Source organism: Pseudomonas paraveronii (assembly GCF_963681955.1).
GTDB classification, from domain to species: Bacteria; Pseudomonadota; Gammaproteobacteria; order Pseudomonadales; family Pseudomonadaceae; genus Aquipseudomonas; species Aquipseudomonas paraveronii.
Genome location: NZ_OY817130.1, coordinates 1,584,013 through 1,604,970, shown reverse-complemented (window position 1 = coordinate 1,604,970; position 20,958 = coordinate 1,584,013). Strand labels below are relative to the sequence as shown.

The following is a 20,958-nucleotide window of genomic DNA, read 5'->3' as shown; positions in this document are numbered from 1 at the left end:
TTACGACTTTTCTACGTCGTGCTTCGTCAAGAAGGATATCCATGTCGCGTCCCAAGCCCGACCCGCTGTCGGCCGATGCCTTTCGCGGGTTTTATGCAGATATCCTGTATTTCCTGCGCAAGCGCACGGACAACGCCAGCGACGCAGCGGACATGACCCAGGATGTCTTCACCCAATGGCTGGACTACCGCGACCGGGCCAAGGTTGAGCAGCCGCGGGCGTTTCTGTTCCAGATGGCGCGCAACCTGTTGCGCGATCACTGGCGCAAACAGAAGGTGCGGCAGAGCGTCCACGCCGATCAAGCCGAAAGGGATGCCGAGCCGGTCATTGACGAGCAGAACGAGCCCATGGCCGCAGCGCTTCGTCTGCAACGCCTGGAACAGTTGAAAGAAGTCCTCGCCGAACTCTCGCCCCGCAGGCGAGAAGCCCTTATGCTGCATCGCTTCGAAGGTATGAGCCAGGCGCAGATCGCCGAGCGCATGGGCATTTCGACCAGCATGGTGGAAAAGCACATCGCGTTTGCCCTGCTGCATTGCAAGCGACGCCTTCAACCTGACCCCGGCACGGAGCAGCCAGTATGAACCGCCTGAGCGACATCGACGCCCTGGACATCGACGCGAGCGACGCCGTCGATGCCCAAGCCGCCAGCTGGTTTGCACGTAACCGCAACGCCATGGGACGCGCCGACCGCAAGGCCTTTGCCGCCTGGCAGGCCGTGCCGGCCCATGCCCGTGCCTACGCCGAATTCGAACAGCTGTGGGCCGACCTTGGCCAATTGCAGCAACTGAACACCCCCGTGGCGCTGCCCAAGCGCAAAACCGCGATCTGGCGCCCGGCCCTCGCCGTGGCTGCCGCCTTGCTCTGCGCCGTACTGGCCGCACCCGTCGGCGCCCCGCGCGAGCTGTATCACACCCAGGTCGCCGCCCACGCCAAGGGCATGCGCACCCTGAACCTGCCCGATGGCAGCCGCCTCTACGTGAATGCCAACACCCGCCTGCGCGTGGACTTCAGCGCCCACCAACGCATCGTTCACCTGGACAAGGGCCAGCTGTATATCGAAGTGGCCGCCGACAAGGAACGCCCCCTGTACGTGCAAGCCGGCGAAGCGACGGTGCGCGTGGTGGGCACCGCTTTTGACGTGCGACGCAGCCAGCAGCAACTGGTGGTCAGTGTTGCCCGCGGCCAGGTGGCGTTTGCGCCGGATGCGAAAAACCCGGTCGCGTTGCTCGACGCCCAGCAACGCGCCACCTTCAGCTACGCCAATGGCTCCGTGCAACAGCAATCCCTCATCGCCGAGGAGGTCGCCGACTGGCGCAGCGGGCACTTGTCGTTCCGCAATCGCGAACTGGCCAGCCTGATCGATGAATTGAGTTTGTACCGCCCCCAACCTCCGCTGCAGGTGAGTCACGCCGTGGCGCATCTGAAGGTGTCGGGCAATCTGGATGTGAATGACCCGGATGCCCTGCTCAACGCCCTGCCCGCCTTGTTGCCGGTGAAAACCGTGACCTCGGCCGAGGGCATTGTCAGAATCGAACCGCGGAAATAGCCCCGAAACAGCCAACATGAGAATATTTTTCATTCGCATGTGTGGTTTTTTTCGCCTGCCCCGTCTTCCTCCTGATTGTGTTTGATACGCACACCTTTTTGGCTATTTGGCCACTCCGGGGGGATTTCATGTTTCGCACGCCTTGCCACGCTTCTCACCTGTTGCTTCGACCGAGCCTTATTGCCACGTGCCTGGCCTTCAGCCTCAGCGCCCACGCGCAGTCGTTCACACTGCAACTGCCCGCCCAGGCGTTGGCCACGTCCCTGAGCCAGGTCGCGCAACAGACGAAAATCCAGTTGTTGTTCGATGAAAAGCAGCTCAAGAACGTCCAGGCACCGGCGCTCAACGGTGATTTCACCGCGGAAGTGGCGATTCGCAGCCTGCTGAACAATGGCGAGTTCACCCTGATCAAGGTCGGCAGCACCTACGTCGTGCGCCCCGATGAGGGCAAGACCACCAGCAGCAGCGTGATCCAGCTGGACACCCTGAGCGTGATCGGCACCGGTAATCAAGTCGACTCCAGCACCGTCGGCCGCTCGACCCTGAGCCAGGCCGACATCGACCGCTACCAGGCCAACAACATCCCCAGCCTGCTCCAGACGTTGCCTGGGGTCAGCCAGGGCGGTTCGCTCAAACCCGGTGGCCAGACCATCAATATCCGCGGTTTCGGCGATGCCGAAGACGTCCCGCTGACCGTCGACGGCGCCACCAAGAGCGGTTTCGAGCGCTACCAGCAAGGCACAGTGTTCATCGAGCCCGAGCTGATCAAGAGCATCGAAGTGGAGAAAGGCCCCAACTCGCCGTTCAGCGGCAACGGCGGTTTTGGCGGCACGGTGAACATGACCACCAAGGATGCCCCGGACCTGCTCGCGGACGGCCGCAACAGCGGCGCGATGCTCAAGTACGGTTATTCCAGCAACGACCACGAACAGGTCTACAGCAGCGCCGTGTATGGCCGCACCGACGATGGCCGGTTCGATGCCCTGGCCTACCTGACCCAACGCGACGGCGGCGACATGAAGGTGGCCGCCAAGCTGCCCAATGAGAACAATCAGTACCCGATCAACCCCCAGCGCCTGCCCAACACCGCCCAGGACGTGGACGGCAAGCTGTTCAAGGTCAACGCACACTTCACCGATGAGCACAGTGTCGGCCTGTCTTACTCACGCTCCCACAGCAACCGCTGGACGCCGTTTTCTGCCGCGAGTTACCCGACGCCACCGACCCAGTCCAACATCGACCGCTACGGCTACGAAGGCGCGTTGAAGCGTTTCCTGGCCAACCGCGACACGGTCGACACCACGTGGTCGGGCAAGTATGAATACCAGCCCCTGGACAACCCGTTGGTGGACCTGACCGTCAAATACTCACAGTCCGACACCGAGCAGACCGACGAGCGCAACGCCACCGCGTTTTTCCAGTTGGCCACCGGCGGGCGCAAGATGGACACCGCCTACACCGACAAGAATCTCGACATCCGCAACGTCAGCCTGTTCGACACCGGGCCGTTGCAACACGCGGTGACGGTCGGCGGGCAAATCCGCAAGCACACCCGCGAAACCGAGATGTGGATGCCCGGCGCCACCTACAACACGCCGAACTACAACTACGGGCATTTCCAGCCGGGCTTCATGCCCCATGGCAAGGTGGATACCAACAGTTTCTTCATCCAGGATGCGCTGACCCTGGGCGACGTGACCGTCACGCCATCGCTGCGCTACGACCATGTGCGCAACCGCGGCGAGGCCAACGATGCGCCGTACTACAGCAACCCCGACCCGGCCGTCGGCCACGACTACAGCGATCGTACCTACACCGGCTGGTCGCCGCGCCTGGCGCTGTTCTGGACCGTCACCCCGAACGTCGCGCTGTTCGCCAACTGGAGCCAGACCTGGCGCGCCCCGGTGATCGACGAGCAGTACGAAGTGCAGGGCCTGGGCAGCCGCACCGCCACCAGCGTCGACCTCGACCCGGAACGCATCACCTCGATCAGCGTGGGCAACATCACCCACTTCGACAACCTGATCGCCCAGGACGATAACCTGCAACTGCGCACCACCCTGTTCCACAACAAAGTCGAAGACGAAATCTTCAAGGCCACGGGCGTGGGCTGCCAGAACCAGGCGATCAACGGCGGCACCATCGCCACCGCTTGCCCGCCGGGAGCGAGGTCCAATTACCGCAACATCGGCGGCCTGACCATCAAGGGTTTCGAGGTGGAATCGTTCTATAACTCCACCTACCTGTTCGGTTCGGTGTCGTTTGCCTACACCACCGGCAAGCACGAAGGCGCCTACACCAACCCATGGGGCCCGGACGTGTCGGCTCGCGACATTCCGCCGACCAAATGGGTGCTGGTGATGGGCACCCACATTCCGGCGTGGAATGCCCAGGTGGGATGGATGGGGCAATTCATCGGCGCGACAGATCGCCTGCCCAGCGATAAATACTCCGGCGGCCCGGGTTCCAGCGTCGGCGATTCGTTCTACGACCAGTACGGCAACAAGCGCTACAACACCCAGGGCCTGTTCGCCAAATGGACCCCGCAACAGGCTTACCTGAAAGGCACCGAGGTGAACTTCACCGTGGACAACCTGTTCAACAACAACTTCCGTCCGGCGTTGAGCGGCGACCGCGCCTACACCAAGGGGCGCGACGCAAAAATCAGCGTGACACGGTTCTTCTGACGCCGGTCTAGCGGTTGCGCACCAGGCTCAACTCGGCCGTCTGTGGGCGCTGCTTGCTCAAGTAGCGGGTACAGCTGACGCGCAGAAACGAGGCAAAATTGACCACCTCGCCGCGGTAGTCCATGACTTCCTCATACAGCTTGGTGATCAGTTGATTGGTGGTCATGCCATCCACGCTGGCGATTTCGCTGAGGATGTCCCAGAACTGGTTCTCCAGGCGCACGGTGGTGACGACACCGCAGATGCGCAGGGAGCGCGAGCGAGACTCATAGAGAATCGGGTCGGCCTTGACGTACAGCTCGCACATGGCGATGACCTCCGTTGCTTACAAGGTGATTTTCGTGCCCAGCAGGCCAAGGAACCCTGCCAGCCAACTTGGATGCGCCGGCCAGGCCGGTGCCGTGACCAGATTGCCTTGAACGTGGCTGTGGGTCACTGGAATATCGATGAACGAACCGCCTGCCAGGCGCACTTCCGGGGCACAGGCCGGGTAGGCACTGCACTCGCGGCCGCCAAGGATACCCGCCGCCGCCAGCAGTTGCGCGCCATGGCACACCGCCGCAATCGGCTTGCCGGCCTGATCGAAGGCGCGCACCAGTCGCAGGACTTTTTCATTCAGGCGCAGGTATTCCGGCGCACGACCACCGGGCACCAGTAGCGCGTCGTAGTCGGCGGCTTCGACCTCGGCGAAATCCGCATTCAGGGCGAACAGGTGACCGGGCTTTTCGCTGTAGGTCTGGTCGCCTTCAAAGTCATGGATCGCCGTGCGCACGGTCTGGCCGGCCGTCTTGTCGGGGCACACCGCATGGACGATGTGACCGACCATCAGCAGCGCCTGGAAAGGCACCATCACTTCATAGTCTTCGACGTAATCGCCGACCAGCATCAGGATCTTTTTCGCGGCCATGGGACATTTCTCCAGTTCAACGGTTGGGCAGACAAGAGTAGTCAAGATAGGCGCGTGCCGACGGGCCGGGTAATCCCCCGCTACTACAACTGTACGGATCAATCTGAACCCAGCTGTAAGCCCCCGATTCCCGGAGGCTGTGGCTAGATGGACGTTCACCTCCGCCCCCTCGATTCCGGTTCCCGCCATGAGTTCGCGCGAAAACACTGGCATGGCCCTCGGCCTGCTGGGCGTCATCATCTTCAGCCTGACCCTGCCCTTCACGCGTATCGTGGTGCAGGAAATCCACCCGTTGCTCAACGGCCTGGGCCGTGCGTTGTTCGCCGCGATCCCGGCGGCGGCGCTGTTGCTGTGGCGCCGCGAGCGCTGGCCGAGCTGGCGCCAGGTGCGCGGCCTGTGCCTGGTGATTGCCGGGGTGATCTTGGGCTTTCCGGTGTTGTCGGCGTGGGCCATGCAGACGCTGCCGGCGTCCCACGGCGCGTTGGTCAATGGCCTGCAACCGCTGTGCGTTGCGCTGTACGCCGCGTGGCTGTCCCATGAGCGCCCGTCGAAAGCCTTCTGGGCCTGTGCGGCGTTGGGCAGTGCGCTGGTGTTGAGTTATGCGTTGATCACCGGCGCCGGCAGTATTCAAGCGGGGGACCTGTTGATGCTCGGCGCGATTGCCGTGGGCGGCCTGGGTTATGCCGAAGGCGGGCGTTTGGCCAAAGAGATGGGCGGCTGGCAGGTGATCTGCTGGGCGCTGGTGCTGTCGACGCCGCTGTTGATCGGCCCGGTGGCTTACCTCGCGGCGCAGCATCAAGGCGCGATTTCCATGCGCACCTGGTGGGCGTTCGGCTATGTGTCGCTGTTCTCGCAGTTCCTGGGGTTCTTCGCCTGGTACGCCGGGTTGGCCATGGGCGGCATTGCGCGGGTCAGCCAGATTCAACTGTTGCAGATCTTCTTCACCATCGCGTTTTCGGCGCTGTTCTTTGGTGAGCACATCGAACCGATCACCTGGCTGTTCGCCTGTGGGGTGATCGTAACGGTGATGCTGGGGCGCAAGACGGCGGTGCAGCCGGCGCCAATCTCAAAGGCCAATGCGATTTAACGGTGGGAGGGGCGGTGCGACGATTCGACTTGCTCCCTCCCACATTGGCTTCGTGTTCAGCCTAGGTAATCGTCGGTGCGCAGCAGGGTTTCCAGGCAGTGCTCGGTGATGTGATAGAAGTCCTTGAGTGCCTGAATCTTGTCCAGTAACTGCGTGTTGTCCACCGGCTCCGCGCGTTTGACCGCGAGGATCATCTTGTTCTTGTTGGTGTGCTCCAGGGAGATGAACTCGAACACCTTGGTCTCATAACCACAGGCCTCCAGGAACAAGGCGCGCAGGCTGTCGGTGACCATTTCGGCCTGCTGGCCCAGGTGCAAACCGTATTGCAGCATCGGCTTCAACAGCACCGGGCTCTGGATTTGCAGGCGGATCTGTTTGTGGCAGCACGGCGAGCACATGATGATCGACGCACCGGAGCGGATGCCGGTGTGGATCGCATAGTCGGTGGCGATGTCGCAGGCATGCAGGGCGATCATCACGTCCAGCTCGCTGGGCGCGACGCTGCGCACGTCGCCGCAGGTGAACACCAGCCCCGGGTGTTCGAGACGGGCGGCGGCGGTGTTGCACAGGGCAACCATGTCTTCGCGCAATTCAACGCCGGTGACCTCGGCCTCGACATTGAGGGTATTGCGCAGGTAGTCGTGGATGGCGAAGGTCAGGTAGCCCTTGCCCGAGCCGAAATCGGCGACGCGCACGGGTTGGTCCAGCCTCAGCGGTGACGCGATCAACGCATGGCTGAACACTTCGATGAACTTGTTGATCTGCTTCCACTTGCGCGACATCGACGGGATCAGCGCGTGCTTGGCGTCGGTCACGCCCAGGTCGGCGAGGAACGGCCGGCTCAGGTCGAGGAAGCGATTCTTCTCGCGGTTGTGCTCGGCCGACGGCGCTTCACGCAATTGCTGCGGCTTGCTTTTGAACAGCGAGCTTTTGTTCTTCTTGCTGTATTCCAGCTGGGCTTCGTCGGTCAGCGCCAGCAAGTGTGCGTTCTTGAACGTCGTCGGCAACAACTCGGCAATCGCCGCCACGCCGTCGGCCACTGCGAAGTTCTTGGTGATGTCGCGGGTTTTGTAGCGGTAGACAAAGGACAGGCAGGGCTGCTCCTTGACCGTCACCGCCTTGATGATCAGCCGTTGCAGCTCGGCTTCCTCGCCGACGTACTTGGCCAGCACCAGTTTGATAAAGGCGTTGTGCGCAAGGCTTGCGCTCAGCAGTTCGATGAACTGGGCGTGATGATCCGGCGCAGGGCGGGCAGGTTGAGCGGTGACGGACATGAACAAAACGCCTCGGGCTGGGAATGCCGGGCATTTTAGGGGGGATGGGGGCTGAGGGCACGGGGTTATTTGATCAACGGTAAGATTGGCGCCTCCAACCGCAGATCCAAATGTGGGAGGGGGCTTGCCCCCGATGGCAGTGTGTCAGTCAGCTCATCTGCAGCTGATGCACCGCCATCGGGGGCAAGCCCCCTCCCACATTGGGTTCGGCACTGGTTGGGTTATTCGAGCACGATCAGGCGATTGGGCAGTTCATTACGGGTTTGCGTCACCGGTACATGCACCTTGAGCAACTCACCGCTGGCTTCGATGCAGGCAATGAACCCGGCCAACGTCTGGCCCTGTTTCACCTGTTGGGTAAACGCCTTGACGATGCCATCCCAACTGCTGTCATCCAGGCGCTTGGAAATCCCGTCATCCACCAGGATCTCCACATAGCGCTCGGCCTCGCTGACAAAAATCAACACCCCGGTGCCGCCCAACGTGTGGTGCAGGTTCTGCTCGAGGAACTGCCGGCGCGCCAGGTTCGAGGCACGCCAATGGCGTACTGAGCGAGGGATCAAGCGGGTGGTGACTTTAGGCAGGCGAAACACCAGGCACAGCACGATGAACGTCGCCCACTGCGCCAGCAACAAGGTGTACATGCTCAGGTAGCCCGACAAGTAATGCACAACTCCCGGCACCACCAACGCAATCAGGCTGGCCCACAGCAACGGGATATAGGCGTAATCATCGGCACGCGCGGCCAGCACGGTCACCAGTTCGGCGTCGGTCTGTTGCTCGACCCGGGCAATCGCTTCGGCGACTTGGCGTTGTTCGTGTTCAGTCAGTAGTGCCATGGTTGTAAACGCTCGCTTTTAGTTATTGTCATCACCAGCCACCTGAAGCCCCGCCACCGCCGAAACCGCCACCGCCGCCGCGAAAACCACCGCCACCGCCGCCTCCCCCACCGCCACGGCCGCTGCTGCTGAGAATCGCCAGCAGGATCGCCCACACCGGCAGGCCCAGGCGATTGCACAGCCACAACACGCCGATCAGCAGGATGAACAAGCCGATGGAAAACCCCGGATTATCCTTGGCGAAGTTGGCATCCGCCACATGGGCCGGCACTGCCAGCGGCTCGCCGCCCACCACCTGGATCATCGCGGCGACGCCGTCGCTGATGCCCTGGCTGAAGTTGCCGGCCTTGAACTTGGGCGCAATCACCTGATTGATGATCACCCACGACTGCGCATCGGTCAGCGTGCCTTCCAGGCCATAGCCGACTTCGATGCGCAACTTGCGCTCATCGCGGGCAACGATCAGCAGCGCGCCGTTGTCCTTGCCTTTCTGGCCGATGCCCCACTGGCGCCCCAATTGATAACCGTAGTCTTCAATCGGCACGCCCTGCAGGTCAGGCACGGTGACCACCACGATCTGGTCGCCACGGCTTTGCTCCAGCGCCTGCAATTGCTGGGTCAACTGCGCGCGCACCGCCGGGTCGATCATCTGCGCGGTGTCCACCACCCGCCCGGTCAACGCCGGGAAGGTCAACGCCGCCTGGGCCACGCCCGCGCAGGCCAACAGCCACAGCGCCAGGCCTATCCGTAATAAACGCATCGACACCTCAGTGCAGCCTTATTTGAACTTCACTTGCGGCGCTTTATCGGCATCGGCACTGGTGGCTTCAAACGTAGCGCGGATCGGCAAATCGCTGTACATCACGCTGTGCCACAGGCGCCCCGGGAACGTGCGGAGCTCGGTGTTGTAGGCCTGCACGGCCTGGATAAAGTCGCGACGGGCCACGGCGATGCGGTTTTCCGTGCCTTCCAGCTGAGATTGCAGGGCCAGGAAGTTCTGGTTGGCCTTCAGGTCCGGGTAGCGCTCGGACACCACCATCAAGCGGCTGAGAGCACCACTCAAACCGTCCTGGGCTTGCTGGAACTGCTTGAGTTTTTCCGGGTTGTCGAGGGTGCTGGCGTCGACCTGGATCGAAGTCGCCTTGGCCCGCGCTTCAATCACGGCGGTGAGGGTGTCTTGTTCATGGGTCGCGTAGCCCTTGACCACTTCCACCAGGTTGGGGATCAGGTCGGCACGCCGTTGATACTGGTTCTGCACCTGGCCCCAGGCCGCCTTGGCCTGTTCATCCAGGGTCGGAATGGTGTTGATACCGCAACCGCTCAGCACTGTGCTGATCAATAACAAAGCCGCGGCTTTCAAGCCCCAGCGGTAACCTTGTGCTGCTTGCATGGTGTTTCTCCTGCCCAACTTTGATGGAATTTGACGACTCGCCCTATAAACCGCGCGCATGGGGCATAATCCGCCCCCACTACTGGAATGCATCGAGCCAATCAGCTAAAAAGATGCCCAGCGCGATAAAGAGTTCAGAGTGTGCTGCATTTATCTGAACGACACCCGAACAACAATAGACGCTCCCCACATTTTGGCCGATCAGCCTAACCGCTGTGCAGTGCGCCGAAAAAGGAAATTCATGAAAAAGCTGTGTTTGCTCGGCCTTGTTGCCACTCTGGCCACCCACCCCGTCTGGGCAGAAACAAAGCCTGCTGCGCTTAAAGGCAAGGACGCCTTCGTCAGCGATCTGCTCAAGCAGATGACCCTCGATGAAAAGATCGGCCAATTGCGCCTGATCAGCATCGGCCCGGAAATGCCCCGCGAGCTGATCCGCAAGGAAATCGCCGCCGGCCGCATCGGTGGCACCTTCAACTCCATCACCCGCCCGGAAAACCGTCCGATGCAGGACGCGGCCATGCGCAGCCGGTTGAAGATCCCGATGTTCTTCGCCTATGACGTGATCCACGGCCACCGCACGATTTTCCCGATCAGCCTGGCCCTGGCTTCCAGTTGGGACATGGACGCCATCGGCCGCTCCGGGCGCATTGCCGCACAGGAAGCCGCGGCCGACAGCCTCGACATCACCTTTGCGCCGATGGTCGACATCTCCCGCGACCCGCGCTGGGGCCGGACCTCCGAAGGCTTCGGCGAAGACACGTACCTGGTGTCGCGCATCGCCGAAGTGATGGTCAAGGCCTTCCAGGGCAGCAGCGCGGCGAATGCCGACAGCATCATGGCCAGCGTCAAGCACTTCGCCCTGTACGGCGCGGTGGAAGGCGGTCGCGACTACAACGTGGTCGACATGAGCCCGGTCAAGATGTACCAGGACTACCTGCCGCCGTACCACGCGGCGATCAAGGCCGGTTCCGGCGGTGTGATGGTCGCGCTCAACTCGATCAACGGCGTGCCCGCCACCGCCAACACCTGGCTGATGAACGACCTGCTGCGCAAGGACTGGGGCTTCAAGGGCCTGGCCGTCAGCGACCACGGCGCGATCTTCGAGCTGATCAAGCACGGCGTGGCCAAGGACGGGCGTGAAGCCGCCAAGCTGGCGATCAAGGCCGGCATCGACATGAGCATGAACGACTCGCTGTATGGCAAGGAATTGCCGGGGCTGCTCAAGTCCGGCGAGATCGAGCAGAGCGACATCGACAACGCCGTGCGCGAAGTGCTCGGCGCCAAGTACGACATGGGCCTGTTCAAAGACCCGTACCTGCGCATCGGCAAGGCCGAGGACGACCCGGCCGACACCGACGCCGAAAGCCGCCTGCACCGCGCCGACGCGCGTGACGTGGCACGCCGCAGCATGGTCTTGCTGAAGAACCAGAACGACACCCTGCCGCTGAAAAAATCCGCGACCATCGCCCTGGTCGGCCCACTGGCCAAAGCCCCCATCGACATGATGGGCAGTTGGGCCGCTGCCGGTAAGCCGGCACAATCGGTGACCCTGCTCGATGGCCTCAACGCGGTGATCGGCGAAAAAGGCAAAGTGATCTATGCGCGTGGCGCCAACATCACCAATGACCAGGCCGTGGTCGACTACCTTAACTTCCTCAACTTCGATGCCCCGGAAGTGGTGGATGACCCCCGCCCAGCCCAGGTGATGATCGACGAAGCGGTCAAGGCCGCCAAGGATGCCGACGTGGTGGTCGCTGCGGTGGGCGAGTCCCGCGGCATGTCCCACGAGTCCTCCAGCCGCACCGACCTGAACCTGCCGCAAAGCCAGCGCGACCTGATCAAGGCGCTGAAAGCCACCGGCAAGCCGCTGGTGCTGGTGCTGATGAACGGCCGGCCGCTGTCGATTCTCGAAGAAAACCAGCAAGCCGACGCGATCCTGGAAACCTGGTTCGCCGGCACCGAGGGCGGCAACGCCATCGCCGACGTGCTGTTTGGTGACTACAACCCGTCGGGCAAGCTGCCGATTACGTTCCCACGCTCGGTGGGGCAGATTCCGACCTACTACAACCACCTGACCATCGGCCGGCCGTTTACCCCAGGCAAGCCGGGCAACTACACGTCGCAGTACTTCGATGACACCACCGGGCCGCTGTTTCCGTTCGGCTATGGCCTGAGCTACACCAGCTTCAGCCTGTCGGACATGGCGCTGTCGTCCACCACCCTGAACAAAACCGGCAAGCTCGACGCCAGCGTCACCGTGAAAAACACCGGCAAGGTCGACGGCGAAACCGTGGTGCAGCTGTATATCCAAGACGTGGCCGGCTCGATGATCCGCCCGATCAAGGAGCTGAAGAACTTCCAGAAAGTCATGCTCAAGGCCGGCGAAGAGCGCACGTTGCACTTCACCATTACCGAAGAGGACTTGAAGTTCTACAACACCCAGCTCAAGTTCGCGGCGGAACCGGGTGAGTTCAATGTGCAGATCGGCTTGGACTCCCAGGATGTGCAGCAGCAGACCTTCGAACTGCTCTAACACCTGACGCTGTAAACCATGTGGGAGGGGGCTTGCCCCCGATAGCAGTGGGTCAGCCAATGAATCAATTGACTGACACTCCGCTATCGGGGGCAAGCCCCCTCCCACATGTCTATCCGCGTCGATCCAGAAGGTTGACCACCAACCGATCGATCCACCCCCACACCCGCTGCTTCACCCGCCGCCACAACGGCCGCGACTTCCACGCCTCCAGGCTGACCGCCTGGCTCTGGGCAAAATCCCGCTCGAAACTGCCCGCCACGGCCTGCGTCAATGTAGGGTCCAGCGCTTCGAGGTTGGCTTCGAGGTTGAAGCGCAGGTTCCAGTGGTCGAAATTGCATGAACCGATGCTGACCCAATCGTCCACCAGCACCATTTTCAGGTGCAAAAAGCACGGCTGGTACTCAAATATCTGCACGCCCGAGCGCAGCAAGCGCGGGTAATAACGGTGCCCGGCATAGCGCACCGACGGATGATCGGTGCGCGGGCCGGTCAGCAGCAAGCGCACATCCACCCCGCGCCCCGCCGCTCGGCGCAAGGCCCGGCGCACGCTCCAGGTGGGCAGGAAATACGGGGTCGCCAACCAGATGCGCCGCTGGCCGCTGCTCAGCGCGCGGATCAGCGAGTGCAAAATATCGCGGTGCTGGCGCGCGTCGGCATAAGCGACGCGACCAAGACCGGACCCGGTCGCCGGCACTTTGGGCAAGCGCGGCAAGCCGAAGTGGGTGGCCGGTTTCCAGGCTCGACGGTCGTCGTTGGCCAACCATTGCCGGTCGAACAGCGCCTGCCAATCCAGCACCAGCGGGCCGCTGATCTGCACCATCACTTCGTGCCAGTCGGCGCTGTCCTGCCCCGGTGTCCAGAATTCATCGGTAACGCCGGTGCCGCCGACCACGGCAATGTCTTGATCGACCAGCAACAACTTGCGGTGGTCGCGGTACAGGTTGCGCATCCAGCGCCGCCAGTTCAGGCGATTGTAAAAGCACAATTGCACACCGGCGTCGGTCAGGCGCTTACGCAGCCCGAGGGTAAACGCCAGGCTGCCGTAATCATCGAACAGGCAGCGCACCTGCACGCCCCGCTCCGCCGCCAGCACCAGCGCCTGCACCATGGCGTCGGCGCAGGCCCCGGCTTCCACCAGGTACAACTCCAGATCCACCTGCCGCTGCGCCTGGGCAATGCACGCCAGCATCTGCGGGAAAAAGCTCGGCCCGTCGATCAACAACTCGAAACGGTTGGCGCTGCGCCACGGGAACACTGCGCCGCTCACGTCAGCGCGCCGTAAAAATCAGTACCGCACCCACCGGCACCGACAAACTGATCGACGCCAGCCCAGCCGCCTTGCGCAACGCCGTCACTCCCGGCACCAACTCGAAATCCTCGGCATGCAACACCACCGGCTCCAGGGTCACCACCTGGAAACGCCGATCATCCAAACGCGTGGCCAACAACTCGGCGCTGTAGGTCTGGGTCTTGCCATGCAGCGTGACGCTTAATGGCAGGCGCAACTCCAACTGCGCGCCGGGGGCCAGGTCGTTGATCGGTTGCAGGTTGATTTGCGTATTGATCAGCGCTTCGGGGAAGGTCTTGATCGCGAACAACTGATTGCGCATGCGCTCATCGCGCAGCGGGATGCCGCTGTTGACCGACTCCAGCTCCACTTCCACCTGCGCCGCACCGTTGCGGTCGACCTTGCCGTGCAACACCAGGAAGCGCTGCACTTCGGCAATCTCGGTGTTTTTGGTGGTAACGAACGACAGCCGCGAGGACTCGTTGTCCAGGTACCAGTCGGCGTGGGCAGGCACGGCAGCGGTGGCCAGCAGGGCGAAGGCCAGGGGTTTGATGACAGACGCGTTGAACATTAAAGACTCGTGGGGCGGAAAAACCTGAACGAACCTTAACTGTGCCGCTTGCCCTGTGCAATCTAACTGACAACGCCGCCCCTGCATTGGAAGCGGCGTTTCAGGGGTTGAGACGGCAGCCCTGATGTTCGCCCAACCATCTGGCCGTATGGGTACGCCCCAATCCACTGGCCGTCACTTCACTACGCTCCGGGTCATCGGTGAACGCGCTGATCGACACGTACTGCTTCACATAGCCCCGGCAATACTCCGCCGGGTTATTTGCCACATACCGGCACGAGCAATACTCCTTGGCGGTGTAGGCCGCGATGATGTCGGGGAAGGCTTGCAGGTTGACGCGCTCATGCCAGATCCAACCCAGCAGGGCGAGCAACAGCAGCAGAAACAGGCTGGTAAACGGCCGACGGCGGATCATGGCTGCACCGCCGCCAGCACGCGTTTGAGCAGTTCATTATGGCGATAGCTGCCGTCGCGATCATCGCCGTAACGCACGATCACCAGGTGTTCATCGGGCATCACGTACAGCGCCTGCCCCCAGTGGCCGAGGGCGGCGAAAGTGTCGGCGGGGGCGTCGGGCCAGGGTCTTGGGGTGCCTTGGTTGAGCCACCACTGGCCGCCAGGCACGGCTTCGTCCTGGCCGGGCGTGTATTTATCGAAGGGTTGGCGATTGAAGTCGACCCAGGCTTTGGGCACCAGTTGTTGCTCCCCCCAGCGACCGTCGCGCGCCATCAGCAGGCCGACGCGTGCCAGATCGCGGGCGGTGAGGTAGGCGTAGGACGAGGCGACGAAGGTTTCATCGGCATCGGTTTCCCAGGTGGCGTTGCGAATGCCCAGCGGCTTGAACAGCGCGTCCCACGGGTAACTCATGTAGGCCTTGTGGCCAAGCATGCCCTTGAGCGCGGCGGAGAGCAGGTTGCTGTCGCCGCTGGAATAACGGAAAGCCTCGCCCGGCGCGCGGGCGGCGTCCATACCGGCGACAAACGCAGCCATATCGGCGTGGCCGCGGGTGTAAAGCATCGCGACGACCGAGGATTTCAGCGGGGCATATTCGTAATCCTCCTGCCAATCGAGGCCCGAGGCCCAGTGCAGCAAGTCGGCCATCGTCACGGTGGGATGCTGTTTCATCGGCGGGTAGAAACGTGCGGCGGGGTCGCTCAATTTGAAGCGGTTTTCGCCGTAGGCCACGCCCAGCACCGTCGCCATCAGGCTTTTGCTCACGGACCACGTCAAGTGCGGCGTGCGGGCGGTGGTGGGCGCGGCGTAGCGCTCGTAGATGACTTCGCCATCGCGGATCACCAGCAACGCGTCGGTGCGGATGCCTTGGCGGGTGGCGTCGTCACGCGCAGGGAAAGCGTAGGCGTTCAGGGCATCGACAGCGGGACCTTCGATAGGCGTGCCCTTGGCCCAGTCTTTGTCAGGCCAGGTTTCGGCATAGGCGGTAACGGTGACGAACAACAGGGCAACGCACAGCAAGCCTCTGACCATGACACGCACTCAAGGGGGCATTCAAGCCCGCGAGCCTAGCCGAGGCCGATGACAGATTGGCGACACAGGGGCGTGTCATCTAAGCGTCACCGTAACTTCATGGAGATGACACCGAGCCTACATAGCCTGAGTTTGGACAAACAAGTCGACCGGCCGGAACGTGGCTGGCACTCGGAGATTCGCCATGACTCAGATCGCCCGCATCAGCGACACCGGCAATGAACGCCGCCTGCAAGCCGAACGCCTGATCGGCGCCCAGGCTTTGCAAGAAGCACAGGCCCTGCGGTTCAACGTGTTCAGCGGCGAGTTCAACGCCAAGCTGAAAGGCGCGGAACTGGGCCTGGACATGGATGATTATGATGTTCACTGCAGCCACATCGGCGTGCGGGATTTGAACAGCGGTCGACTGGTGGCCACCACCCGTTTACTCGATCACCAGGCCGCCAGCACCCTGGGCCGGTTCTACAGCGAAGAAGAATTCAGCCTGCATGGCCTGCTGCACTTGCAGGGCCCGATCCTGGAAATCGGCCGTACCTGCGTCGACCCGGCCTACCGCAACGGCGGCACCATCGCGGTGCTGTGGGGCGAGTTGGCCGAAGTGCTCAACGAGGGCTGCTACAGCTACCTGATGGGGTGCGCAAGCATCCCGATGCACGATGGCGGCATCCAGGCCCACGCGATCATGCAGCGCCTGCGCGAACGCTACCTGTGCAACGAACACCTGCGCGCCGAGCCGAAAAAACCGCTGCCGGCGCTGGACCTGCCGTCCAACGTCATCGCGGAAATGCCGCCGCTGCTCAAGGCGTATATGCGCCTGGGCGCGAAGATCTGCGGCGAGCCGTGCTGGGATGAAGATTTTCAGGTGGCCGACGTGTTCATCCTGCTCAAGCGCGATGAGTTGTGCCCGCGTTACGCCCGCCACTTCAAGGCGGCGATGTGATGGGCCGCCTGCGCGTGTACGCGCGGATCGCCCGGGTGCTGCTGGTGGTGGCGCTGGGCTTGAGCATGGCCGGTGTGTTTGGTCTGTTCGAGCGCCTGGGGGTGGCGAACTCGATGGTGCGCCGTCAGCGTTGGTCGCGGTTCTTTATGGCGCGGCTGACCAACGCCCTGCCCTTTCGCGTGACGGTGCTGGGTGAATTGCCGCAAACGCCGATGCTGTGGGTGAGCAATCACGTGTCCTGGACCGACATTCCGCTGCTGGGCATGGTCGCGCCGATGTCGTTTTTGTCCAAGGCCGAAGTACGCACCTGGCCGGTGGCCGGCTGGTTGGCGGCCAAGGCCGGCAGCCTGTTTATTCGCCGGGGTGCGGGCGACAGCCAGTTGATCCGCAAACAGATGACCCGTCACCTGGAGCAACAGCACCCGCTGCTGATGTTCCCCGAAGGCACCACCACCGACGGGCGCAGCCTGCGTACCTTCCACGGGCGCTTGCTGGCCAGTGCGATCGACGCGCAGGTGTCGCTGCAACCGGTGGCGATTCGTTATCTGCGCGACGGGCAAGTAGACCCGCTGGCGCCGTTTATTGGCGATGATGATTTGCTCTCGCACCTGATGCGCCTGTTTGCCAACGACCAGGGCGATGTGGAAATCCATGTGCTCCAGCCGATTGCCTGTGCCGGGCAGGAACGCGCGGCGCTGGCGTTCCAGGCGCAGCAGGCGGTGCAGAAGGCGTTGTTCGGGCCGCTGCCGGAAGCTGAGCAGATTGCGGTTCGGCCGGCATTCGCCGCCTGAAGCGGGCACGGTCAACAATGTGGGAGGGGGCAAGCCCCCTCCCACATTTAGATCTCAGTTAGATCTCAGTGGTCAGTTGAGCGTGTGCAAATTGTTGCAACTCAGGATAAAACAGCCGGAAGTCTTCACTCAGCGGCTCGTATAACGTGCGCAATTCCTGCATCGCATGGCCCAGCGCCTCAGGCTGCGTCAACCGCCGCGAGATCCCCCGCAACACCTGCTCCATCACCCCAAACTCGCGGTATGAGCCCAGCCAATCATCTGCCGCCATGTACGGCGCAATCTGCGCCAGCCGCCCCGGCAGTTGCGGTTCAGCCGCGAGCACGCGGTACACCTGTGAAGTGAAATGCTCCAGAGGCTGGTCGGCATAGCGCTGCCAATCCCGCGCCAGGCAGTGATCGAAAAACACATCGAGGACGATCCCGGCATAGCGTCGGCGGGTCAGGCTGAAGCGCGACAGCGCTTCACCGACCAGCGGATGGCTGTCGGTGAAACGGTCGATTGAGCGGTGCAACTGGATGGCCGCTTCGATGGACGGGCTGAACTGGCCCTGCAGGCGGCCTTTGACGAAGTCGCCATACAGGCTGCCCAGCAGTTGTGCAGGAAGTTGGCCGCCCAGGTGCAGATGTGCGAGATAATTCATGGTGTGCAGTCTATCACTGCCGCCAACATATCGTTATAACTCGATATACCGATTTAGACTGATCTCAGATCAAAATCATATTGGAATATCGGGATATAGCGATTTAAAGTTCGCCTCATCGCGATATAACGCTTTACGACACCGAGCAACTGCCATGTCCATCGACCTCGACGAAATAATAAAAGCCCTGGCGCACCCAGTACGGCGAGACATCCTCACTTGGCTGAAAGACCCGAAAGTGCAATTCCCCGAGCAACTGCACAACCACGAATACGGCATCTGCGCCGGGCAGATCGACCAGCGCTGCGGCTTGTCCCAGTCGACCGTGTCGGCCCACCTGGCCACCTTGCAACGGGCGGGATTGATCAGCAGCCAGAAGGCCGGGCAGTGGCACTTTTTCAAACGCAACGAAGAAACGATCCAAGCCTTCCTCACTGCGCTCATTACTGAGCTCAGTTCTGAAATCCGCGCACCACTGTAACAAGGACACGCACATGCCCCTCTCGCTCCTCATCCTGGCCCTGAGCGCCTTCGCCATCGGTACCACCGAGTTCGTCATCATGGGCCTGCTGCCCGATGTGGCGGCGGACCTGGGCGTGTCGATTCCCGGCGCCGGCTGGCTGGTGACCGGCTACGCCCTCGGCGTGGCCATCGGCGCGCCGTTCATGGCACTGGCCACCGCCAGGCTGCCACGCAAGGCCGCGCTGGTAGCGTTGATGGGCATCTTCATTATCGGCAACCTGCTCTGCGCCCTGGCCAGCGACTACAACGTGCTGATGTTTGCCCGCGTGATCACTGCGTTGTGCCACGGGGCGTTCTTCGGTATCGGTTCGGTGGTCGCCGCCAACCTGGTGCCGGCCAACAAGCGTGCGTCTGCCGTGGCCTTGATGTTCACCGGCCTGACCCTGGCCAACGTACTGGGTGTGCCGTTGGGTACCGCGCTGGGCCAGGAAGCCGGCTGGCGTTCGACCTTCTGGGCGGTGACCGTGATCGGCGTGATCGCGTTGATCGGCCTGATCCGCTTCCTGCCAGCCAAGCGCGACGAAGAAAAACTCGACATGCGCGCCGAACTGGCCGCGCTCAAGGGCGCCGGCATCTGGTTGTCGCTGAGCATGACCGCGCTGTTCGCCGCGTCCATGTTCACCCTCTTCACGTATGTCGCGCCGCTGCTTGGCGACGTCACCGGCGTGTCGCCCAAAGGCGTGACGTGGACCCTGCTGCTGATCGGCCTGGGCCTCACCGTGGGCAACATCATCGGCGGCAAGCTGGCGGACAAACGCCTGGCGGCCACCCTGATCGGCGTGTTCATCAGCATGGCGGTGGTCTCCACCGCGCTGACCTGGACCAGCATCGCGCTGATCCCGACCGAGATCACCCTGTTCCTCTGGGCCACCGCCTCGTTCGCCGCCGTGCCCGCGCTGCAGATCAACGTGGTGACCTTCGGCAAGGCAGCACCGAACCTGGTGTCCACCTTGAACATCGGCGCCTTCAACATCGGCAACGCCCTCGGTGCCTGGGTCGGCGGCAGCGTGATCGCCCACGGTTTCGGCCTGACCAGCGTGCCCCTGGCCGCCGCGGCCCTGGCAATCCTCGCGCTGCTGGTGACCCTGATCACTTTCCGTCAGAGCGGCGATGCCGACCTGGCCCCTGCGACCCACTGATCAACTTAAAAGAGAAGGGTGTTATCCCATGACGACTATTTTCGATCCGATCACACTGGGCGACCTGCAACTGTCGAACCGCATCATCATGGCGCCGCTGACCCGCTGCCGTGCCGACGCCGGTCGCGTGCCCAATGCGCTGATGGCCGAGTACTACGTACAACGCGCCTCCGCCGGGCTGATCCTCAGCGAAGCCACGTCCGTGACGCCGATGGGCGTGGGCTACCCGGACACCCCGGGCATCTGGTCCAACGATCAGGTACGCGGCTGGGCCAATGTGACCAAGGCCGTTCACGGGGCGGGCGGCAAGATTTTCCTGCAACTGTGGCACGTCGGCCGGATCTCCCATCCGTCGTACCTGAACGGCGAAACCCCGGTGGCGCCAAGTGCGATCCAACCTAAAGGCCACGTCAGCCTGGTGCGCCCGCTGGCCGACTACCCGACCCCGCGCGCCCTGGAAACCGCTGAAATCGCCGACATCGTCGACGCCTACCGCACCGGTGCCGAGAACGCCAAGGCCGCCGGTTTCGACGGCGTGGAAATCCACGGGGCCAATGGCTACCTGCTCGACCAGTTCCTGCAAAGCAGCACCAACCATCGCACCGACAACTACGGCGGCTCCCTGGAAAACCGCGCGCGCCTGCTGCTGGAAGTGACCGACGCCGCCATCGACGTCTGGGGCGCCGGCCGCGTCGGGGTCCACCTGGCACCACGCGCCGACTCCCATGACATGGGTGACGACAACCTGGCCGAAACCTTCACCTACGTCGCCCGCGAACTGGGCAAACGTGGCATCGCCTTTATCTGCTCGCGTGAAAAGGAAGGCGCTGACAGCCTCGGCCCGCAATTAAAAGCAGCCTTCGGCGGCGTGTACATCGCCAACGAACGCTTTACCAAGGACAGCGCCAACGCCTGGCTGGCCTCGGGCAAGGCGGATGCGGTGGCCTTTGGCGTACCGTTCATTGCCAACCCGGACCTGCCGGCGCGCTTGAAAGCCGATGCGCCGCTGAACCAGGCGCACCCGGAAACCTTCTACGCCAAAGGCCCGGTCGGTTACATCGACTACCCGACGCTGGCGCTGTGATGTAATGTGCTGAAACGAAAAAGCCCCGATGCGCAAGCGTCGGGGCTTTTTCAATAGGGCCGGGAAACATTCCTTCACAGCCTTGCAACAAAATCGCTACAAAATACTTAGGCGGCTACCTGTCAACCGCCCGCCAGCCCGTATATAAAGTCTTCCCACCAATAAGTCAGAAGGACGGTTGTGCTTCCTTAGGCTTTACTGTTGACATAATTTGAAGCAATTACACATT

The 20,958-nt window shown here is 62.4% G+C and carries 21 protein-coding genes; 10 read left to right on the top strand and 11 right to left on the bottom strand.

From position 1 onward, the window contains the following. The first annotated feature begins 41 nt into the window (after positions 1 to 41). The 3 genes from U5A08_RS07125 to U5A08_RS07115 all read left to right on the top strand — a co-directional run bounded on the left by U5A08_RS07125 (position 42) and on the right by U5A08_RS07115 (position 4,233). Positions 42 to 581 carry an RNA polymerase sigma factor gene (locus U5A08_RS07125; RefSeq protein ID WP_253393920.1) on the top strand — a complete coding sequence of 180 codons (540 nt, stop codon included), beginning with the start codon at positions 42 to 44 and terminating at the stop codon, positions 579 to 581. Then, complete coding sequence (locus U5A08_RS07120; RefSeq protein WP_321850956.1) at positions 578 to 1,546, top strand: FecR family protein; 969 nt, start codon at positions 578 to 580, stop codon at positions 1,544 to 1,546. The genes U5A08_RS07125 and U5A08_RS07120 overlap by 4 nt, the downstream gene beginning before the upstream one ends. 128 nt (positions 1,547 to 1,674) lie before the next feature. Then, the gene (locus tag U5A08_RS07115) at positions 1,675 to 4,233 is read left to right on the top strand and encodes a TonB-dependent receptor (protein ID WP_321850955.1); all 2,559 of its coding nucleotides are present in this window, start codon (positions 1,675 to 1,677) and stop codon (positions 4,231 to 4,233) included. Positions 4,234 to 4,240: 7 nt separating this feature from the next. Here U5A08_RS07115 and U5A08_RS07110 read toward each other — a convergent pair whose 3' ends face one another. Both U5A08_RS07110 and U5A08_RS07105 read right to left on the bottom strand, forming a co-directional pair. After that, positions 4,241 to 4,540, bottom strand: coding sequence for a ribbon-helix-helix domain-containing protein (locus U5A08_RS07110; protein ID WP_321850953.1), 300 nt, complete (start codon positions 4,538 to 4,540; stop codon positions 4,241 to 4,243). 18 nt (positions 4,541 to 4,558) lie between these two features. Further along, a complete protein-coding gene (locus U5A08_RS07105; protein WP_253393914.1) occupies positions 4,559 to 5,140 on the bottom strand; it encodes a DJ-1/PfpI family protein in 582 nt (193 codons plus the stop codon). Between the two features lie 187 nt (positions 5,141 to 5,327). On the opposite strand from U5A08_RS07105, the gene U5A08_RS07100 reads away from it, so the two are divergent. After that, positions 5,328 to 6,227 carry a DMT family transporter gene (locus U5A08_RS07100; protein ID WP_321850951.1) on the top strand — a complete coding sequence of 300 codons (900 nt, stop codon included), beginning with the start codon at positions 5,328 to 5,330 and terminating at the stop codon, positions 6,225 to 6,227. Positions 6,228 to 6,283: 56 nt separating this feature from the next. On the opposite strand, the gene U5A08_RS07095 is transcribed toward U5A08_RS07100, so the two are convergent. From U5A08_RS07095 to U5A08_RS07080, 4 genes are all read right to left on the bottom strand, one after another. Further along, entirely contained in the window at positions 6,284 to 7,501 is a 1,218-nt protein-coding gene (locus tag U5A08_RS07095; RefSeq protein WP_321850949.1) for a class I SAM-dependent methyltransferase, read from the bottom strand. A gap of 221 nt (positions 7,502 to 7,722) precedes the next feature. Further along, positions 7,723 to 8,340, bottom strand: coding sequence for a TPM domain-containing protein (locus tag U5A08_RS07090; RefSeq protein WP_321850947.1), 618 nt, complete (start codon positions 8,338 to 8,340; stop codon positions 7,723 to 7,725). Positions 8,341 to 8,371: 31 nt separating this feature from the next. Beyond that, entirely contained in the window at positions 8,372 to 9,100 is a 729-nt protein-coding gene (locus U5A08_RS07085; protein WP_253393906.1) for a TPM domain-containing protein, read from the bottom strand. A gap of 18 nt (positions 9,101 to 9,118) precedes the next feature. Beyond that, complete coding sequence (locus U5A08_RS07080) at positions 9,119 to 9,730, bottom strand: LemA family protein (RefSeq protein ID WP_247407416.1); 612 nt, start codon at positions 9,728 to 9,730, stop codon at positions 9,119 to 9,121. A gap of 241 nt (positions 9,731 to 9,971) precedes the next feature. Here U5A08_RS07080 and bglX point away from each other — a divergent pair, with 241 nt between their 5' ends. Next, on the top strand, positions 9,972 to 12,263 hold the full coding sequence (gene bglX, locus U5A08_RS07075) for a beta-glucosidase BglX (RefSeq protein ID WP_321850944.1): 2,292 nt from the start codon (positions 9,972 to 9,974) through the stop codon (positions 12,261 to 12,263). 112 nt (positions 12,264 to 12,375) lie between these two features. Here bglX and U5A08_RS07070 read toward each other — a convergent pair whose 3' ends face one another. The 4 genes from U5A08_RS07070 to U5A08_RS07055 all read right to left on the bottom strand — a co-directional run bounded on the left by U5A08_RS07070 (position 12,376) and on the right by U5A08_RS07055 (position 15,610). Continuing rightward, positions 12,376 to 13,533: a phospholipase D-like domain-containing protein gene (locus tag U5A08_RS07070; RefSeq protein WP_253393902.1), complete on the bottom strand. Its 1,158-nt coding sequence runs from the start codon at positions 13,531 to 13,533 to the stop codon at positions 12,376 to 12,378. Between the two features lies 1 nt (position 13,534). Further along, the gene (locus tag U5A08_RS07065) at positions 13,535 to 14,125 is read right to left on the bottom strand and encodes a YceI family protein (protein WP_253393900.1); all 591 of its coding nucleotides are present in this window, start codon (positions 14,123 to 14,125) and stop codon (positions 13,535 to 13,537) included. A gap of 100 nt (positions 14,126 to 14,225) precedes the next feature. Beyond that, on the bottom strand, positions 14,226 to 14,540 hold the full coding sequence (locus tag U5A08_RS07060; protein WP_253393897.1) for an amidase: 315 nt from the start codon (positions 14,538 to 14,540) through the stop codon (positions 14,226 to 14,228). Continuing rightward, a complete protein-coding gene (locus U5A08_RS07055) occupies positions 14,537 to 15,610 on the bottom strand; it encodes a serine hydrolase domain-containing protein (protein ID WP_253393895.1) in 1,074 nt (357 codons plus the stop codon). The genes U5A08_RS07060 and U5A08_RS07055 overlap by 4 nt, the downstream gene beginning before the upstream one ends. A 184-nt stretch (positions 15,611 to 15,794) precedes the next feature. Here U5A08_RS07055 and olsB point away from each other — a divergent pair, with 184 nt between their 5' ends. Both olsB and U5A08_RS07045 read left to right on the top strand, forming a co-directional pair. Next, positions 15,795 to 16,550: an L-ornithine N(alpha)-acyltransferase gene (gene olsB, locus U5A08_RS07050; RefSeq protein ID WP_017844841.1), complete on the top strand. Its 756-nt coding sequence runs from the start codon at positions 15,795 to 15,797 to the stop codon at positions 16,548 to 16,550. After that, positions 16,550 to 17,341, top strand: a complete 792-nt coding sequence (locus U5A08_RS07045) for a lysophospholipid acyltransferase family protein (RefSeq protein WP_253393893.1) — start codon at positions 16,550 to 16,552, stop codon at positions 17,339 to 17,341. Before olsB ends, U5A08_RS07045 begins: the two co-directional genes overlap by 1 nt. A 58-nt stretch (positions 17,342 to 17,399) precedes the next feature. Here the strand turns inward: U5A08_RS07045 and U5A08_RS07040 are convergent, their stop codons facing one another. After that, positions 17,400 to 17,984 (bottom strand): acyl carrier protein phosphodiesterase, encoded by a 585-nt coding sequence (locus U5A08_RS07040; RefSeq protein WP_247406395.1) that lies wholly within the window; start codon positions 17,982 to 17,984, stop codon positions 17,400 to 17,402. 154 nt (positions 17,985 to 18,138) lie between these two features. Here U5A08_RS07040 and U5A08_RS07035 point away from each other — a divergent pair, with 154 nt between their 5' ends. Genes U5A08_RS07035 through U5A08_RS07025 form a run of 3 tightly spaced genes read left to right on the top strand, consistent with a single transcriptional unit; the run spans position 18,139 to position 20,729 of the window. Then, positions 18,139 to 18,465 carry an ArsR/SmtB family transcription factor gene (locus U5A08_RS07035; protein WP_017844838.1) on the top strand — a complete coding sequence of 109 codons (327 nt, stop codon included), beginning with the start codon at positions 18,139 to 18,141 and terminating at the stop codon, positions 18,463 to 18,465. Between the two features lie 13 nt (positions 18,466 to 18,478). After that, complete coding sequence (locus U5A08_RS07030) at positions 18,479 to 19,645, top strand: MFS transporter (RefSeq protein ID WP_253393891.1); 1,167 nt, start codon at positions 18,479 to 18,481, stop codon at positions 19,643 to 19,645. Positions 19,646 to 19,673: 28 nt separating this feature from the next. After that, positions 19,674 to 20,729 carry an alkene reductase gene (locus U5A08_RS07025; protein WP_253393889.1) on the top strand — a complete coding sequence of 352 codons (1,056 nt, stop codon included), beginning with the start codon at positions 19,674 to 19,676 and terminating at the stop codon, positions 20,727 to 20,729. The last annotated feature ends 229 nt before the right edge of the window (positions 20,730 to 20,958 follow it).

Bases quoted from the DNA above. Each gene is read 5' to 3' on its own strand.
- U5A08_RS07055 (WP_253393895.1), bottom strand. From the start codon at position 15,610: ATGGTCAGAGGCTTGCTGTGCGTTGCCCTGTTGTTCGTCACCGTTACC.
- U5A08_RS07085 (WP_253393906.1), bottom strand. From the start codon at position 9,100: ATGCGTTTATTACGGATAGGCCTGGCGCTGTGGCTGTTGGCCTGCGCG.
- U5A08_RS07030 (WP_253393891.1), top strand. From the start codon at position 18,479: ATGCCCCTCTCGCTCCTCATCCTGGCCCTGAGCGCCTTCGCCATCGGT.
- U5A08_RS07125 (WP_253393920.1), top strand. From the start codon at position 42: ATGTCGCGTCCCAAGCCCGACCCGCTGTCGGCCGATGCCTTTCGCGGG.
- U5A08_RS07115 (WP_321850955.1), top strand. From the start codon at position 1,675: ATGTTTCGCACGCCTTGCCACGCTTCTCACCTGTTGCTTCGACCGAGC.
- U5A08_RS07080 (WP_247407416.1), bottom strand. From the start codon at position 9,730: ATGCAAGCAGCACAAGGTTACCGCTGGGGCTTGAAAGCCGCGGCTTTG.
- U5A08_RS07120 (WP_321850956.1), top strand. From the start codon at position 578: ATGAACCGCCTGAGCGACATCGACGCCCTGGACATCGACGCGAGCGAC.
- U5A08_RS07105 (WP_253393914.1), bottom strand. From the start codon at position 5,140: ATGGCCGCGAAAAAGATCCTGATGCTGGTCGGCGATTACGTCGAAGAC.
- U5A08_RS07035 (WP_017844838.1), top strand. From the start codon at position 18,139: ATGTCCATCGACCTCGACGAAATAATAAAAGCCCTGGCGCACCCAGTA.
- U5A08_RS07100 (WP_321850951.1), top strand. From the start codon at position 5,328: ATGAGTTCGCGCGAAAACACTGGCATGGCCCTCGGCCTGCTGGGCGTC.
- U5A08_RS07065 (WP_253393900.1), bottom strand. From the start codon at position 14,125: ATGTTCAACGCGTCTGTCATCAAACCCCTGGCCTTCGCCCTGCTGGCC.
- U5A08_RS07090 (WP_321850947.1), bottom strand. From the start codon at position 8,340: ATGGCACTACTGACTGAACACGAACAACGCCAAGTCGCCGAAGCGATT.
- U5A08_RS07045 (WP_253393893.1), top strand. From the start codon at position 16,550: ATGGGCCGCCTGCGCGTGTACGCGCGGATCGCCCGGGTGCTGCTGGTG.
- U5A08_RS07040 (WP_247406395.1), bottom strand. From the start codon at position 17,984: ATGAATTATCTCGCACATCTGCACCTGGGCGGCCAACTTCCTGCACAA.
- U5A08_RS07110 (WP_321850953.1), bottom strand. From the start codon at position 4,540: ATGTGCGAGCTGTACGTCAAGGCCGACCCGATTCTCTATGAGTCTCGC.
- U5A08_RS07060 (WP_253393897.1), bottom strand. From the start codon at position 14,540: ATGATCCGCCGTCGGCCGTTTACCAGCCTGTTTCTGCTGCTGTTGCTC.
- U5A08_RS07095 (WP_321850949.1), bottom strand. From the start codon at position 7,501: ATGTCCGTCACCGCTCAACCTGCCCGCCCTGCGCCGGATCATCACGCC.
- bglX (WP_321850944.1), top strand. From the start codon at position 9,972: ATGAAAAAGCTGTGTTTGCTCGGCCTTGTTGCCACTCTGGCCACCCAC.
- olsB (WP_017844841.1), top strand. From the start codon at position 15,795: ATGACTCAGATCGCCCGCATCAGCGACACCGGCAATGAACGCCGCCTG.
- U5A08_RS07025 (WP_253393889.1), top strand. From the start codon at position 19,674: ATGACGACTATTTTCGATCCGATCACACTGGGCGACCTGCAACTGTCG.